This window comes from Mycobacterium sp. 1165178.9, assembly GCF_001673555.1.
Classification (GTDB): Bacteria; Actinomycetota; Actinomycetes; order Mycobacteriales; family Mycobacteriaceae; genus Mycobacterium.
The window spans coordinates 1-13,860 of the sequence record NZ_LZMB01000170.1; the positions used below are offsets into that span (position 1 = coordinate 1).

At 66.3% G+C, this 13,860-nt stretch carries 15 protein-coding genes and 1 pseudogene; 7 read left to right on the plus strand and 9 right to left on the minus strand.

Annotated elements, in window-relative coordinates:
* Window positions 1–306: aminotransferase class IV (locus A5652_RS08330; RefSeq protein WP_197513838.1), on the plus strand; the 306-nt coding region annotated here is incomplete at its 5' end.
* A 269-nt stretch (window positions 307–575) separates the two neighbouring features.
* Here the strand turns inward: A5652_RS08330 and A5652_RS08335 are convergent.
* The 6 genes from A5652_RS08335 to lmeA form a co-directional block, all read right to left on the minus strand.
* On the minus strand, window positions 576–1,232 hold the full coding sequence (locus A5652_RS08335; RefSeq protein ID WP_067349068.1) for an FABP family protein: 657 nt from the start codon (window positions 1,230–1,232) through the stop codon (window positions 576–578).
* Between the two features lie 146 nt (window positions 1,233–1,378).
* Window positions 1,379–1,681, minus strand: a complete 303-nt coding sequence (locus A5652_RS08340) for a DUF1416 domain-containing protein (RefSeq protein ID WP_007777644.1) — start codon at window positions 1,679–1,681, stop codon at window positions 1,379–1,381.
* 1 nt (window position 1,682) lies between these two features.
* Complete coding sequence (locus tag A5652_RS08345; protein WP_067349071.1) at window positions 1,683–2,516, minus strand: sulfurtransferase; 834 nt, start codon at window positions 2,514–2,516, stop codon at window positions 1,683–1,685.
* A 36-nt stretch (window positions 2,517–2,552) separates the two neighbouring features.
* Window positions 2,553–3,023 (minus strand): DUF4395 domain-containing protein, encoded by a 471-nt coding sequence (locus A5652_RS08350; RefSeq protein WP_067349073.1) that lies wholly within the window; start codon window positions 3,021–3,023, stop codon window positions 2,553–2,555.
* A 228-nt stretch (window positions 3,024–3,251) separates the two neighbouring features.
* Window positions 3,252–3,671: a co-chaperone YbbN gene (locus tag A5652_RS08355; RefSeq protein ID WP_067349076.1), complete on the minus strand. Its 420-nt coding sequence runs from the start codon at window positions 3,669–3,671 to the stop codon at window positions 3,252–3,254.
* A 118-nt stretch (window positions 3,672–3,789) separates the two neighbouring features.
* Window positions 3,790–4,602 carry a mannan chain length control protein LmeA gene (gene lmeA, locus A5652_RS08360; RefSeq protein WP_067349079.1) on the minus strand — a complete coding sequence of 271 codons (813 nt, stop codon included), beginning with the start codon at window positions 4,600–4,602 and terminating at the stop codon, window positions 3,790–3,792.
* Window positions 4,603–4,779: 177 nt separating this feature from the next.
* Here lmeA and A5652_RS08365 point away from each other — a divergent pair, with 177 nt between their 5' ends.
* From A5652_RS08365 to pstB, 6 genes are all read left to right on the plus strand, one after another.
* Window positions 4,780–5,553, plus strand: a complete 774-nt coding sequence (locus tag A5652_RS08365; RefSeq protein WP_067349081.1) for a response regulator transcription factor — start codon at window positions 4,780–4,782, stop codon at window positions 5,551–5,553.
* A complete protein-coding gene (mshD, locus tag A5652_RS08370) occupies window positions 5,550–6,494 on the plus strand; it encodes a mycothiol synthase (RefSeq protein ID WP_067349084.1) in 945 nt (314 codons plus the stop codon). The genes A5652_RS08365 and mshD overlap by 4 nt, the downstream gene beginning before the upstream one ends.
* Window positions 6,495–6,651: 157 nt before the next feature.
* Window positions 6,652–7,773: a phosphate ABC transporter substrate-binding protein PstS gene (gene pstS, locus A5652_RS08375; RefSeq protein ID WP_067349108.1), complete on the plus strand. Its 1,122-nt coding sequence runs from the start codon at window positions 6,652–6,654 to the stop codon at window positions 7,771–7,773.
* Window positions 7,774–7,824: 51 nt separating this feature from the next.
* Entirely contained in the window at window positions 7,825–8,859 is a 1,035-nt protein-coding gene (gene pstC, locus A5652_RS08380) for a phosphate ABC transporter permease subunit PstC (RefSeq protein ID WP_369805767.1), read from the plus strand.
* On the plus strand, window positions 8,856–9,770 hold the full coding sequence (gene pstA, locus A5652_RS08385; RefSeq protein WP_067349091.1) for a phosphate ABC transporter permease PstA: 915 nt from the start codon (window positions 8,856–8,858) through the stop codon (window positions 9,768–9,770). The genes pstC and pstA overlap by 4 nt, the downstream gene beginning before the upstream one ends.
* Window positions 9,771–9,783: 13 nt before the next feature.
* Window positions 9,784–10,560: a phosphate ABC transporter ATP-binding protein PstB gene (pstB, locus tag A5652_RS08390; RefSeq protein WP_067349094.1), complete on the plus strand. Its 777-nt coding sequence runs from the start codon at window positions 9,784–9,786 to the stop codon at window positions 10,558–10,560.
* A 72-nt stretch (window positions 10,561–10,632) separates the two neighbouring features.
* Here pstB and phoU read toward each other — a convergent pair whose 3' ends face one another.
* The 3 genes and pseudogenes from phoU to A5652_RS08405 all read right to left on the minus strand — a co-directional run.
* Window positions 10,633–11,301, minus strand: coding sequence for a phosphate signaling complex protein PhoU (gene phoU, locus A5652_RS08395; protein WP_067349097.1), 669 nt, complete (start codon window positions 11,299–11,301; stop codon window positions 10,633–10,635).
* A 58-nt stretch (window positions 11,302–11,359) separates the two neighbouring features.
* Entirely contained in the window at window positions 11,360–13,330 is a 1,971-nt protein-coding gene (locus tag A5652_RS08400; protein WP_232001120.1) for an LCP family protein, read from the minus strand.
* A gap of 304 nt (window positions 13,331–13,634) precedes the next feature.
* Window positions 13,635–13,860 (minus strand): annotated as a pseudogene (locus A5652_RS08405) (tRNA dihydrouridine synthase DusB); the annotation flags it as partial.

A 13,860-nucleotide genomic window follows, 5' to 3' on the forward strand; every position in this document is an offset into this window, starting at 1 on the left:
GTGATCGCCGCCGCCGCTGAGACGCCGGACGGTAATCCGTGCCTGCTGACACCGCCGCCGTGGTATCCGATCCTTCGCGGCACCACCCAGCAGGCGCTGTTCGAGGTGGCCAGGGACAAGGGCTATGACTGCGACTACCGGGCGCTGCGTGTCGCGGATCTGGATGCCGCCCAAGGTGTTTGGCTGATCTCCAGCATGACCTTGGCCGCGCGCGTGCATACCCTTGACGGCCGCCCGCTGCGTCCGTCGCCGATGGCCGCGGATTTCGCCGAACTGATCGACGCCGCCGTCGTCAGCGATCGCTAAGCGCTGAATTCTGTTGTCGGCTGGCCGATTCGCCGGTACGGTCGGTCGTACACAAGAAGGGAGGTGGTCCGCGAATTGATAGCTTCATGGACATGTGAGGTGGCTGCGCGCTAGCAGCAGTGGCTCGGAAGAGCTGGCGTCACAACCGCGCTAGCGAATTCCCCGCAGCCACCCGGCCCCCGAGCTTCCGGTTTTGTCCAACTGGAATACGGCTCGGGGGCCGCTCCATATCTGAAGGCTCGTGGCGCAGGTCGGTCGCCGATGCGCTACTAGCCGACGAAGCGGGACAGCCGCGCCGAGAGATGCGGCACCAGACCGCCGTCGGCGTCCACCCGCTCCTCGACGTAGGCCAGGTCGCCGCCCTCGACGATGCCGTAGAGGCGTTTGGCGCCCCCGACCAGCACGCCCGACCTGCTGCGGGCTAGCGCGTCGGTGACCAGCTCCCAGGACGACTGGGTCAGGGGGCGGCCGTAGAACAGTTCGACGTAGCCCGCCGAATGGGCCAACAGCAGTTCGATCGCGTGGGATTCGCCGGGGTCGTCGGGATCGGTGACAAAGCGCCAGAAACCGGTCTCGCGCAAGCCGCGTTCTTGGTAGTCGCCCGTCTCGCTGAGCCGCCACGAGCGGGCTTCCCAGTTCAGGTAGTCGCCGCCGTCGTGGGAGACCACGATCTGCTGGCCGAACCGGTAGTCGCCGTCGTGCCCACGGCCTTCGCCTTCGCCCCGCCACACACCGACCAGCGGCAACAGCGCAAGCAAGGCATCGCTCAGGTTCGCGCCTTCGCGCAGGTTCGCGGTGTCGGCGGGCAGGGGCAGGTCATCGTAGGACGGGATGTTGCGGCCGGCGGTCAGCTTCGCGCGCTCAGCGGCGGCGGCCACCGCCCGGTCGCCGGAGCCGGCGGTACTCAACGGTTCGGCGGGGGTCACGACTCGTCGGTGATGAGCCGATAGAGGGTGTACAGGGCGAACCATGAAATCACCACGACCGCCACGACCAGCATGATCTCGAAGAACAGCACCACGGGGACAAGTCTATTCGTCCCGCGGCGTCCCCGTCGGGGACGGCTGGCGGGTCAGGCGATCTTGACGTCGACCTCGTGGATGCCCGCACCGGACGGCGCCACCACGGCGTCGCCGTTGCCGGCCTTCGACAGGGCGCGCAGGGTCCAGGATCCCGGTGCGGCGAAGAACCGGAAGTCGCCGGTGGCCGACGCCACCACCTCGGCGGTGAACTCGTCGGAGGAGTCCAGCAGGCGGACGAACGCGCCGCCCACTGCCTGACCCTCGCCGTCCACGACGCGACCGGTGATCACCGTTTCCTTCTCCAGGTCGACGCTGGCGGGCAACGTCAGTCCTTGTTTCGGTGCAGAGCACATATCAGCTTCCCAACTCGATCGGGGCACCCACCAGGGAGCCGTATTCCGTCCAACTGCCGTCGTAGTTCTTCACATTCCGATGCCCGAGCAATTCATAAAGAACGAACCAGGTGTGCGACGACCGCTCGCCGATGCGGCAGTAGGCGATCGTTTCCTTGTCACCGTCTAGGCCGGCGCCGGCGTAGAGCTTGGCCAGCTCGCCGTCGGACTTGAAGGTGCCGTCCTCGTTCGCGGCCTTGCTCCACGGCACGTTGATGGCGCCGGGGATGTGACCGGGCCGCTGGCTTTGCTCCTGCGGCAGGTGCGCGGGCGCCAGGATCTTGCCGGAGAACTCGTCGGGGGAGCGCACGTCAACCAGGTTCTTGACATTGATGGCCGCGATCACGTCGTCACGGAACGCCCGGATGCTGTTGTCCGGCGCTGCGGCAGTGTACGACGTCGCCGGCCGGTTGACGAGGTCGCTGGACAGGGCGCGCCCGTCGAGCTCCCACTTCTTGCGGCCGCCGTCGAGCAGCTTCACCTTGTCGTGGCCGTACAGCTTGAAGTACCAGTAGGCGTAGGCGGCGAACCAATTGTTGTTGCCGCCGTAGAGGATCACGGTGTCGTCGTTCGAGATGCCCCGCTCGCTGAGCAGTTTGGAGAACTGCTGGGCGTCGACGAAGTCGCGCTTGACCGGGTCCTGCAAATCGGAGCGCCAGTCCAGCTTGATGGCGCCGGGGAGGTGACCGGCGTCGTAAGCGCTGGTGTCTTCGTCGACTTCGACGAAGACGACGCCTGAGGCGTCGAGATTGCTCTCAGCCCAGTCGGTGGAGACCAGGACGTCGGAGCGTGCCATGGAGTGGGTCCTTTCAATCGCTTTTGTTACAGCAGGTCAGGTGGGACGCGCGGGGCGTCGGAAACGGGCCACCAGCGGGTAGAGCTGGCAGCCCAGGCAGATGCCGAAGGCAGCGTTGAGAAACGCGGCCACCAGGGCGGCGGCGGTGGCGATGACGCCGAACAGGACGGCGCCGGTTGCGAATCCGATCACTCCCAGCACCGCGAAGATCAGGCCGACGAGTTGGGCGAACTTCAGCGGGGCGGTCGGTTCGCGATCCTGCACCGGGCCCACCCGCGGCGCGACGACGGTGGCGAAGATCCGGCCGTAGGGATGCCTGCGCGGCCCGCCGACCGCGCCGATGGCGAAGATGACGGCCTGGACGGCCAGAATCACCGTGGCGACCAGCGGACTCACCGCCGACACGATGAGCGCCAGCACCAGGACTGCGGTGGTGACCCAGGCGGCGAAGCGGGGTCCGCGCACGTCGACCAGGTCGGGCTGCGTGGTGGTGGTGTTGCTTGGCAAGGACTGCTCCTCGATACATCTGTTGCTGACGGATACGACGAATGGAGACGTGCCACGGTCTGGATTCCGGGCCGCTCCGAGTGCTACGCGAAAGCGCGGCTACTCAGCAGCAACAGCAACAGCAACAACAACAGCCCGCGGTGCGGCGCAGCTCAACTGCGCGACGCTGGGTGAGCATGGGCTCGAGGCGGGCTGACACGTCGGTCAGCTTACCCAATGACACCGTGCTCAAGCCAACAGCGGTTTCAGCGCGGAGCGCAGGTCGGCGGCGTTGGGCACTCCGGACGTGCGGTATCGCTGCCTCCCGTCGACGTCGAATATCAACGTGGTGGGCAGGGACAGGACGGAATAGCGGCGCGCGGTTTCCGGATTGGCGTCCAGGTCGACCTCGACGTGAGCGACATCGTCCAGGTCGTCGCAGACCTGCTCGACGACCCTGCGGACCCGGTCACACGGCCCGCACCACGGCGCGCTGAAATGCACCACCGTGGGTCCGCTGCGGGAAAGGCCCAGGGCCGCGAAGTCGGCGTCGGTGTCCTGATCCGGCTTCGGATCGATTTCCCGGATCCTTCCGGAGCGCCGGGTCAACAACCAGCCGGCCAGGGTTGCCGCGGCAAGGACCGCGACGGTCACGACGACTGTGGTCATTTGCGCCACTCTCCCCCGCAAGCGGGTGGGGGTCCCTCCCTCTGGGGGCGTGCCCCCACGTCATCGCTTCGTCCCCCGCAGGCGGGCGGTACCCCCACTGCATCGTCGTCAGCGCTGGTCATGACTGCTTAAACCCGTCGAGGGTCACGGTTACTCCATGGGTGATGCCCTCGATGATGACGTCGGATCCCCGGGCTCCCTCGGTGGTCGGCGCGACGCCGAAGGGCAGCCGCTGATTGGGCAGCCTTCCGCGGAAGGCATGCAGCACGGCGTCCTGTTTGTCCGCCGGCACCGTCTGGTTGGCGGTGTCCGATCCGGTGAGGACGCCGGTGGGGGTGAAAACCAACGTCGCCGGGTCATCCGGGGCGATGGAGAGGTCTACTGAGACGCTGACCCTTCGATCGAAGCCCGCCGATTTGGGGGTCCCGGTGAACACCAGCCCGTGGCTATCCGAGATACCCGATGCGGTGACACCGCCGGTGGAGGTGTTGGTTTCCTTAGGCGGCGCCTCGACCATCAGGTCACTGATGCCCATGAACCGGCCGAGGTGCGTCGAATCGACGATGATCCGGCTCTCCAGCTTGCCCACCGCGAGTTTTGCGTCCGGGCCGATCAGCCACGACGCCTGGGCGAGGTCCACCGAGTACATCGTGGCCTCCAGGGTGGCCTTGCCGGTCATCGCGTGCTCGACGGCGTTGGCCTTGATCTCCACCTGGCTGTAGCTGCCGCGCATCGCCTGCGGAATGAAGGGAAACGCCACGATGGCCACGAACGGATCGGTGCCCAGCCTGGTCGCTTTGCGGACGCTGGACGACAGCCGGTATTCGGCATAAATGCTGGTCCCATAGTCGAAGCCGATGGCGCCGACGGCGACTACAGCAACCAGGATCGCCGTCGCGGTCACAGCTATCAGCACCTTGCGCACCCGCATATTGTGGCGTAACACCTCAGGGCGGGTTCCCGCCGGATCGCTGGTGGCGGGGGTCACACTGACTCGTCTGCCACGCAAAAAAAACAGGTGACACGTTATCGTTAGATGACCTGGTAACTAACGCTTAATGCCGTTGTGAATTTGGGAGATGCCGTTCCCCCGAGCTGGAGGGACTAGTTGGAGCTACTACTGCTGACCTCGGAGCTTCATCCCGACCCGGTCTTGCCGTCGTTGTCCCTGCTTCCACATACGGTCCGGACGGCGCCGCCTGAACCGTCCTCGTTGCTCGAGGCCGGGACCGCGGATGCGGTGATCGTCGACGCGCGCACCGACTTGTCGGCGGCACGAGGGCTATGCCGCCTGTTGAGCACCGCCGGCCGGGCGGGCCCCGTGCTGGCCGTCGTGAGCGAGGGCGGGCTGGTGGCCATCAGCCCGGACTGGGGTCTGGACGAGATCCTGCTGCCCACCACCGGGCCTGCCGAGGTCGACGCGCGGCTGCGGCTGGTGATCGGGCGGCGCGGCGGACTCGCGGACCAGGAGAGTGCCGGCAAGGTCAGCCTGGGTGAGCTGGTGATCGATGAGGGCACCTACACCGCGCGGCTGCGGGGCCGCCCACTGGACCTCACCTACAAGGAATTCGAGTTACTCAAATACCTGGCCCAGCATGCCGGGCGGGTATTCACGCGCGCGCAGCTGCTGCACGAGGTGTGGGGATACGACTTCTTCGGCGGCACCCGCACCGTCGACGTGCACGTGCGCCGGCTGCGGGCCAAACTCGGACCCGAGTACGAGGCGCTGATCGGCACCGTACGCAACGTGGGCTATAAGGCCGTCCGCCCCGCACGCGGCCGCACGCCGGTTCCCGAGCCCGATGACGCGAACGGCGCCGGACCCGAATCCGAATCGCAGGACGTCCAAGACCCGTTGGTCGATCCGTTGCACACGCAGTGACGTCTGTTGACTGGCGCCGGACGCTGACCGACGACGAGCAGCGGGGCGTACGCGAACTTGTCAGTGCGGCAACCGAATCCGATGGAGTCGCCCCCGTTGGCGAGCAGGTACTGCGCGAGCTCGGCCACGACCGCACCGAGCATCTGCTGATCACGAATCGCGCGTCGGGGGCAACGACGGGCGGCGCGATCGTCGGTTACCTCAACCTGAGCCCGCCACGCGACGGCGAGACCGGCATGGCCGAACTCGTCGTGCACCCCAAGGCGCGCCGGCGTGGTATCGGGTCCACACTGGCGCGCGCCGCGTTAGCCAAAACCGGTGCAGGCAACCGTTTTTGGGCGCATGGCACGCTTGAGCCGGCGCGTGCGACCGCGTCCGCGCTGGGCCTGGCCCCCGTGCGGGAACTGATGCAGATGCGGCGCTCGCTGCGCGACCTGCCCGACACCGTGCCACCGGCGCCCGGGGTGAAGATCCGCACCTACGCGGGCGCCGCCGACGACGCCGAGCTGCTGCGGGTCAACAACGCCGCGTTTGCCTATCACCCCGAACAGGGCGGCTGGACGGACGTCGACCTGGCGGAGCGCCGCAACGAACCGTGGTTCGACCCGAACGGCCTGTTCCTGGCGTTTGACGACTCCGGCGGCGATCAGGCAGGCACGTTGCTGGGCTTCCACTGGACGAAGGTGCACCTGGACCGACCCGGCCTGGGCGAGGTGTACGTGGTGGGCGTCGATCCCTCGGCGCAAGGTCGCGGCCTAGGGCAGGCGCTGACCGCCGTCGGCATCGACTGGTTGGGACGCCGCCTGGCCGACGCCCCCGAACCCACCGTGATGCTCTACGTCGAGTCGGACAACGTCGCCGCGGTGCGCACCTACCAACGCTTGGGGTTCACCGTCCACAGCGTCGACACCGCGTACGCGGTCGTTCCCGGGGCCAACTGACCGCGGGTACGAGCGGCGTCAACGCGGATCGCTAATCTGGTTCTGGCCACCGAGGCGTTGTTGCGGGCCGTGCCGGCATGGTTTCGCCGGCACTTGGCAACCTCACATGAAGCTGGCCGGCGGCGCTGCGTCAGAAACATGTCAGGAAGCGAGATCGGTGAGGCTCGACAGGCAGAGCAGGGCGCTGGCCGCGGTGGTGTTGGTGGCGGCGCTCGTTGCCGGAGCACTGACCGCCTGCGGTAGCGATGAGAACCGCCGTGGGACCGCGGCGCCCAGCTCCGGAGTCACCGGAACGGCCGGATGCGGTGGCAAAGACAAGCTGACGGCGGAGGGCTCGACCGCCCAAGAGAACGCGATCGCGGTGTTCAACCAGGTTTGGGGCCAGTACTGCCCTGGAAAGGGTCTGGCCTATAACCCGACCGGATCCGGCGCCGGGCGTGAGCAGTTCATCGCCGGACATGTCGATTTCGCGGGCGCGGACTCCCCCTTGGTCTCCGACCAGATCGGGCCCGCCGCCAAGCGCTGCGACGGAAACCCCGCCTGGGACCTGCCGATGGTCTTCGGCCCCATCGGGATCGTCTACAACCTGCCCGGAAATCCTGATTTGGTAGTCAACAGTGACGCGCTGGCCAAGATCTTCACCGGCAGGATCACCGCCTGGAACGACCCGATCCTGGTGGCGCTGAATCCGGGCACGCCGCTGCCCGACACCAAGATCACGCCGATCTACCGGACCGACTCGTCCGGAACCACCGACAACGTGCAGAAGTACCTGACCGCGGCCGCGCCGCAGAGCTGGTCCAAGGGAGTCGGCACGGAGTTTCAGGGCGGCGTCGGCGAGGGCGCCGCGAAGTCGGCCGGCATCATTCAGGCGGTGCGGGCCACCCCGGGTTCCGTCGGATACGTCGAGAAGGCCTTCGCCGACCAGGCCCACATGCCGTACGCCAAAATCGCCACCCGCGGTGGCGTCATTCCCCTGACCAACGAGACTGCCGGGAAAGCCGTCAACGCGGCCAAATTCCTGGCCGAAGGCGACGACCTGGTGCTCGACCTCAATGCCATGCACCGCTCCGAGGAACCGGGTGTTTACCCGTTACTGCTGGTCACCTACGAGATCGTGTGCTCAAAGGGTTACGACGCCCAGACCTCCGCGGCCGTCAAATCGTTCCTCGCGGTGTCCGCCAGTACCGCGCAGGGCGAACTCGCGAAGGCCGGGTACGTGCCGTTGCCGGATAGGGTCAGGGAACGACTGGTGACGGCCATCAATGCGATGCAGTGACCGAGTGCATCGGGTTCCAAGGAGTGACAGCAGACCTGTGACGGGATCACCGTGACATCGCCGAATCCCATCGACGCGGGTTCGGGTGCGGTTGTCGCCGCGCCGTTTCCGGATAAGCAGGACACACCCACCAGCCCCTGGGGAGACGGGCGGCCCCACGTGGCGGACCGGATTTTCCGCTGGCTCGCGCAATCCTCGGGCGTGGTCATCATCGTGGTCATCGCCGCGATCGCGGCGTTCTTGCTCGGACGCGCGATACCGGCGCTGCACCGCAATCGGGAGAACTTCTTCAGCTACGGCGGTGTATGGGTCACCACGGACACCTCGGCGATGCACTTCGGCATCGCCAGCCTGGTGCCGGTCACCGTGTTCGTGTCGCTTTTCGCGCTGGTCCTGGCCATGCCGGTCGCGCTAGGCGTGGCCATCTTCATCACTCAATACGCGCCGCGGCGGGTCGCCACGCCGCTGGCCTACTCGGTCGATCTGCTGGCCGCGGTGCCGTCGATCATCTACGGAGCGTGGGGACTGTATGTATTGGCGCCGCAGCTGCGGCCCGTCGCCACCTGGCTCAATCGCTCGCTGGGCTGGTGTTTTCTGTTCGCCAACGGCAATGCGTCGCCCGCCGGCGGCGGAACAATCTTCACCGGCGGCGTCGTGCTTGCGGTGATGATCCTGCCGATCATCACCGCGGTCACGCGTGAAGTGTTCGTCCAGACGCCACAGGACCAGATCGAGGCAATGCTGGCGCTCGGAGCCACCCGCTGGGAAGTGGTCAAGACGGTCACACTGCCGTTCGGGCGGTCGGGCTATATCAGCGGATCGATGCTGGGGCTGGGCCGCGCCCTGGGTGAAACCGTGGCCCTGCTGATCATTCTGCGGGGCACCCAGTCAGCGTTCGGGTGGTCGCTGTTCGACGGCGGCTCCACCTTTGCGACCAAGATCGCCGGCGCCGCAGCCGAATTCGACGACCGATACAAGGCCGGCGCGTACATCGCCGCGGGTCTGACGCTCTTCGTGCTCACCTTCCTGGTCGACGCCCTGGCCCGCGGCGCCGTCGCCGGGGCGGCGCGAAGGGGGGCCCGATGACCTCGATGTTGGACCGGCCCCTCAAGCCGAAGACTTTCTTACCGGTCAGCTGGCGCCGTCGAACGACGAACTACGTTGCGGCCGTGCTGGTTTCACTGTCACTGCTGGTCGCGGTGACACCGCTGGTGATGGTGTTGTGGTCGGTGGCCGTCAAGGGCTTCAAGGCGGTCGCGTCAACCGTGTGGTGGACGCACTCCCAAGCGGGGATGACGGCATTCGTGACCGGGGGCGGCGCCTACCACGCGCTGGTCGGCACCGTGCTGCAGGGATTGGTGTGTGCCCTCATCTCCGTCCCACTCGGGTTGATGGTCGCGATATACCTGGTCGAGTACGGCGGCGGCACCGCGCTGGGCAGACTGGCGTCGTTCATGGTGGACATCCTGAACGGCGTGCCGTCAATCGTTGCGGCGCTGTTCATCTACGCGTTGTGCGTGGCGATGCTGGGACTTCCCCGCTCCCAGTTCGCGGTATCGCTGGCGCTCGTGTTGCTGATGCTCCCGGTGATCGTGCGCGCCACCGAGGAGATGCTGCGCATCGTCCCAATGGACCTTCGCGAGGCCAGTTACGCCCTGGGGATCACCAAGTGGAAAACCATTGCCCGGGTGGTCATCCCCACCGGACTGTCCGGCATCGTCACGGGGATACTGCTGGCGATGGCCAGAGTGATGGGCGAGACGGCGCCGCTGCTGATCCTCGTCGGTTACGCACAATCGATGAACTTCGATATCTTCAGCGGGTTCATGGGGACGTTGCCGGGCATGATGTTCAACCAGACGACGGCCGGCGCGAGCCTCAACCCGATCCCCACGGATCGGTTGTGGGGTGCCGCACTAACCCTCATCCTGGTGATCGCCATCATCAACATCGCGGCCCGGGTGATAGCAAGATTTCTGGGAACCAGGAAGTCATAGGCAGGAGCACTAAGTGGCCAAACGGTTGGACCTCAAGAGCGTCAACATCTATTACGGATCGTTTCACGCGGTCTCGGATGTGACGCTGTCGGTTCTGCCCCGCAGCGTGACCGCGTTCATCGGCCCCTCGGGGTGCGGCAAGACGACGGTGCTGCGCACGCTGAACCGGATGCACGAGGTGGTGCCTGGCGGACGGGTCGAGGGCAGCGTGCTCCTCGACGACGAAGACATCTACGGCGCCGGGGTCGACCCGGTCGGCGTGCGCCGGGCCATCGGGATGGTGTTCCAGCGACCGAACCCGTTCCCCGCCATGTCAATTCGCGACAACGTGGTAGCCGGCCTGAAGCTGCAGGGGGTTCGCAACCGCAAGGTGCTCGACGAGACGGCCGAGTATTCGCTGCGCGGGGCGAACCTGTGGGATGAGGTCAAGAACCGCTTGGACCGGCCCGGCGGAGGATTGTCCGGCGGGCAGCAACAGCGCCTGTGCATCGCGCGGGCCATCGCCGTGCAACCCGATGTGCTGCTGATGGACGAGCCGTGTTCAGCGCTGGACCCGATCTCGACGATGGCCATCGAGGAGCTGATCAGCGAACTGAAGCAGGACTACACCATCGTTATCGTCACCCACAACATGCAGCAGGCGGCGCGGGTCAGCGACTACACGGCGTTCTTCAACCTGGAAGCCGTCGGAAAACCGGGTCGGCTGATCGAAGTGGACGATACCGAGAAGATCTTCTCCAACCCGAATCAGAAGGCGACCGAGGACTACATCTCCGGGCGCTTCGGCTAGCTTGACGACGAAGCAGCTCGCGTAGCGAGGTGTGAGGAGTCGGGCAATTAAGCCGGGCCGAGGCAGTTCTGCTTACTGCGAGGCGGGTTTCGCCTCTTCCTCGGGAAGCTTGCCGGTCGCCTGGAAGATGACTCGCCGCGCCACCTCGACGGCGTGGTCGGCGAAACGCTCGTAGAACCGACCCAGCAGCGTCACGTCGACGGCCGCCGCTACGCCGTGCTTCCATTCACGGTCCATCAACACCGAGAACAGATGCCGGTGCAGGTCGTCCATGGCGTCGTCTTCTTCGCGAATCCGGGCGGCCTTCTCCGGGTCACGCGACAACACCACCTCTTGCGCGCTGTTACCCAATTCCACTGCGATGCTGCCCATTTCGGCGAAATAACCATTGACCTCTTCGGGCAAGGCGTGCTGGGGATGCCGTCGGCGGGCGATCTTGGCGACGTGCAGTGCCAGCGCACCCATCCGGTCGATGTCCGCGACCATCTGGATCGCACTCACGATGGCCCTCAGATCCCCGGCCACCGGGGCCTGTAATGCCAGTAGCACGAAGGCGCTTTCTTCGGCGCGCGCGCTCAGTACGGCGATGGCCTCGTGATCGGAGATGACCTGTTCGGCTAGCACCAAGTCGGCTTGGAGCAGAGCCTGGGTGGCCCGCTCCATAGCGATTCCCGCCAAGCCGCACATCTCGCCGAGGCGCTCGGATAATTCCGAGAGTTGCTCGTGGTAGGCGGTCCGCATATCACCCAGGGTACGGTCTCGCCGCCCGGAACGGGCGGCGGAGCGCCGTCAAAAGCGGTCACTCGCAGGTGGTGTCGGCCGCGTTGGTGACCGTCAGGTCCTCCGGAAGCCTGGCCGGCGCATTGCTCGAGCCGCGTTCGATCTGCAGGCTCATCGACGAGCCGCTGGGCGAGGGATCCGAGACCGACTTGAAGTCGGGGCCCAAGACCACCTGCACGACCTGTCCGTAGCCGGAAACCCGCTGGACTTTCGCGTTGGCGAACGAGGACGCGACCGTGGCGGCGGCCTCTTCGTTGCCCGGTGAGAACAGGACGGTCGTCGCGTTGACCGAGCTCGGGTAGTCGTCGGGGGACATCACGTTGAAGCCGTCGTGCTTGAGCTGGGTGGTCGCGGTGGCGGCCAGACCGCTTTGCGTGGTCGCATTGGAAACCCGCACCGTCACACCGGTTGGCGAGGTCGTGGTGATCAGCTCGGGTTGCGCCTCCGGCGCCGGTGCCGGCGACTTCTTCGTCGTGGGCGCCTTCGACGGGCCTTTCGTCGGCGACGTGCTCAGATTCTGCGCGTTCTGGTCGTTTTCCTCGGGCAGCGGATCGTCATTGATGACGGCATCGAACAGGGCCCGCATGTCGGCCATCCGTGGCGGCTCGTCGCCGTTCTGGTCGGTCACACCGGTCGGCACGGTGACGAACGTGACGTGCCCGGCCGCCATGCCCTGCAACGACTGACCGAGTTGGATCAGATCCTTGGACTGCACGTTGTCGACCTCGGTGTCGCTGATGAACATGTTGACGACGTTGTTGAGCTTGTTGGGATCCAGCAGGGTGTCTTCGGAGATCAACGACCGCAGTAGCGACGAAAGGAACAGCTGCTGGCGTTTGATCCGGCCGTAGTCGCCGTTGACCTCGGTGGTGACCTGGCGAGCTCGGACGTAGTTAAGGGCGGTGGGACCGTCAAGGACTTGGCGGCCACCGTGTTCGAGGACAGTGCCCAACTCGTAGTCGTGTAGCGGCGTGCTGGAACAGACCTCGACACCGCCGAGGGCGTCGACCATTTTCGCGAAGCCTGAGAAGTCGACGGCGATGAAGCGGTTGATGCTCAAGCCGGACAGCTTCTGGATTTCCTTGACCAGGCACTTGGGGCCGCCGAAGGCGAACGCCGAGTTCAGTTTGGTCTCGGTGTAGACCATCTTCGGGCCGTAGGTCTTGGTTTTCGGGTCGTAGAGTGGCCCATACTTGCCGGTTTCGGGGTTCCACGCTTCGCACTGCATCGGGGTGATCGCCAGGTCACGCGGGAACGACACCGCCACCACGCGCTTACGGTTGGCCGGGATGTTGACCAGCATGACCGTGTCCGAGCGCTCGCCGTCCGCGTCGTCGGTGCTTCCGGCGCCCATGTTGGCGTTGTCACCCAGCCGCGAGTCGAGACCGACGATCAAGAAGTCCTCGTCGCCGTACTGTCCGTTCGGGTCGCGGATGTCGCTGGAATTCTGGTCGAGCGCGCTGATCGTATTCAGTCGGGCGTTTTTCGACGTGCTCCATTGCCATGCCCCGCCGGTCATCGCGAGGGCCAGCACGGCAGCCAGGGCGGCCGTCGACCGTGCGGCGACCAGCAGTGGCCGGCGCCTGCGTTTGGGATCCTCGGCTCTGGTCTCCGGAGCCAGGTCTTTCGGGTCGTCGTCGTTCGGGTAATCGGCGGCCTCGAGGGCCCGAAGCTCGGCGACGGCGTCCAGGGAGTAGGCGAGGTCGTCGATCACCTGCGTTGTCTGCAGCTCGATCGGCAGGCCAGGCTCGGCGCCGGTGGGCTCGACCTCCGGGTCCTCCGGAGCGGCGCGGTGATGGACCGGCCGGCTGGGGGCACCGATTTTGGCGATCAGGTCGGCGACGCTGACGCCGCCGCCGGTGTGGGATCCGCCGCGGTCGGTGTCGTCCTCGCGCGGTTCGACGGGCTCGAATGCGGCCTCGGGCTGCCAGCGGTGAAGGTTGTCGTCGGCCGGGGGGACAAAGAATCGCTCCCAGGGAGCGGCACCCAACGGCCTGGGGTCAGGCGCGATCGGATAGGCATGCGCCCCGCCCGGGCCGTGCCGACCACTACGAGTGGCGTCGTTCTCGGCGTCACTCATGTCGTACCGGCCTCCGAAGCTCTGATCCAGTCGTCAGCGTGCTCGTGCGTAATGTCAGCGCAGTGCCGCGCGCATTGCGACCTCTGCGGCTGGTGCCAACCAGTTTTTGTCACCGCTGGTGCAGCGGCACGAAATCGATCCGCCACCCAAGCGCACGCAACAAAGCCCACATCGTACTGACTTATCGGTCCAGACGCGATTTCGAGCCGTCGGCTCAGCCCCCGGAGTGCATGACGTCGGCGCCCGCCGGCACTGTGCAGTCGTCCGGGTCGGTCAGCCAACCTTCCGGCAGCACCACCCGGGCCGGCGAACCCTGCCGGCCGCGAGGGCCCGTCGCCTCGTCCGGGAACGGCACGGTGCCGTCCAGCCGGTCGAGCAGGTAGTCCAGTTCCTCAAGCGTCTTGACCATCGCCAGCGCCCGGCGTAACTCGGAGCCGGCC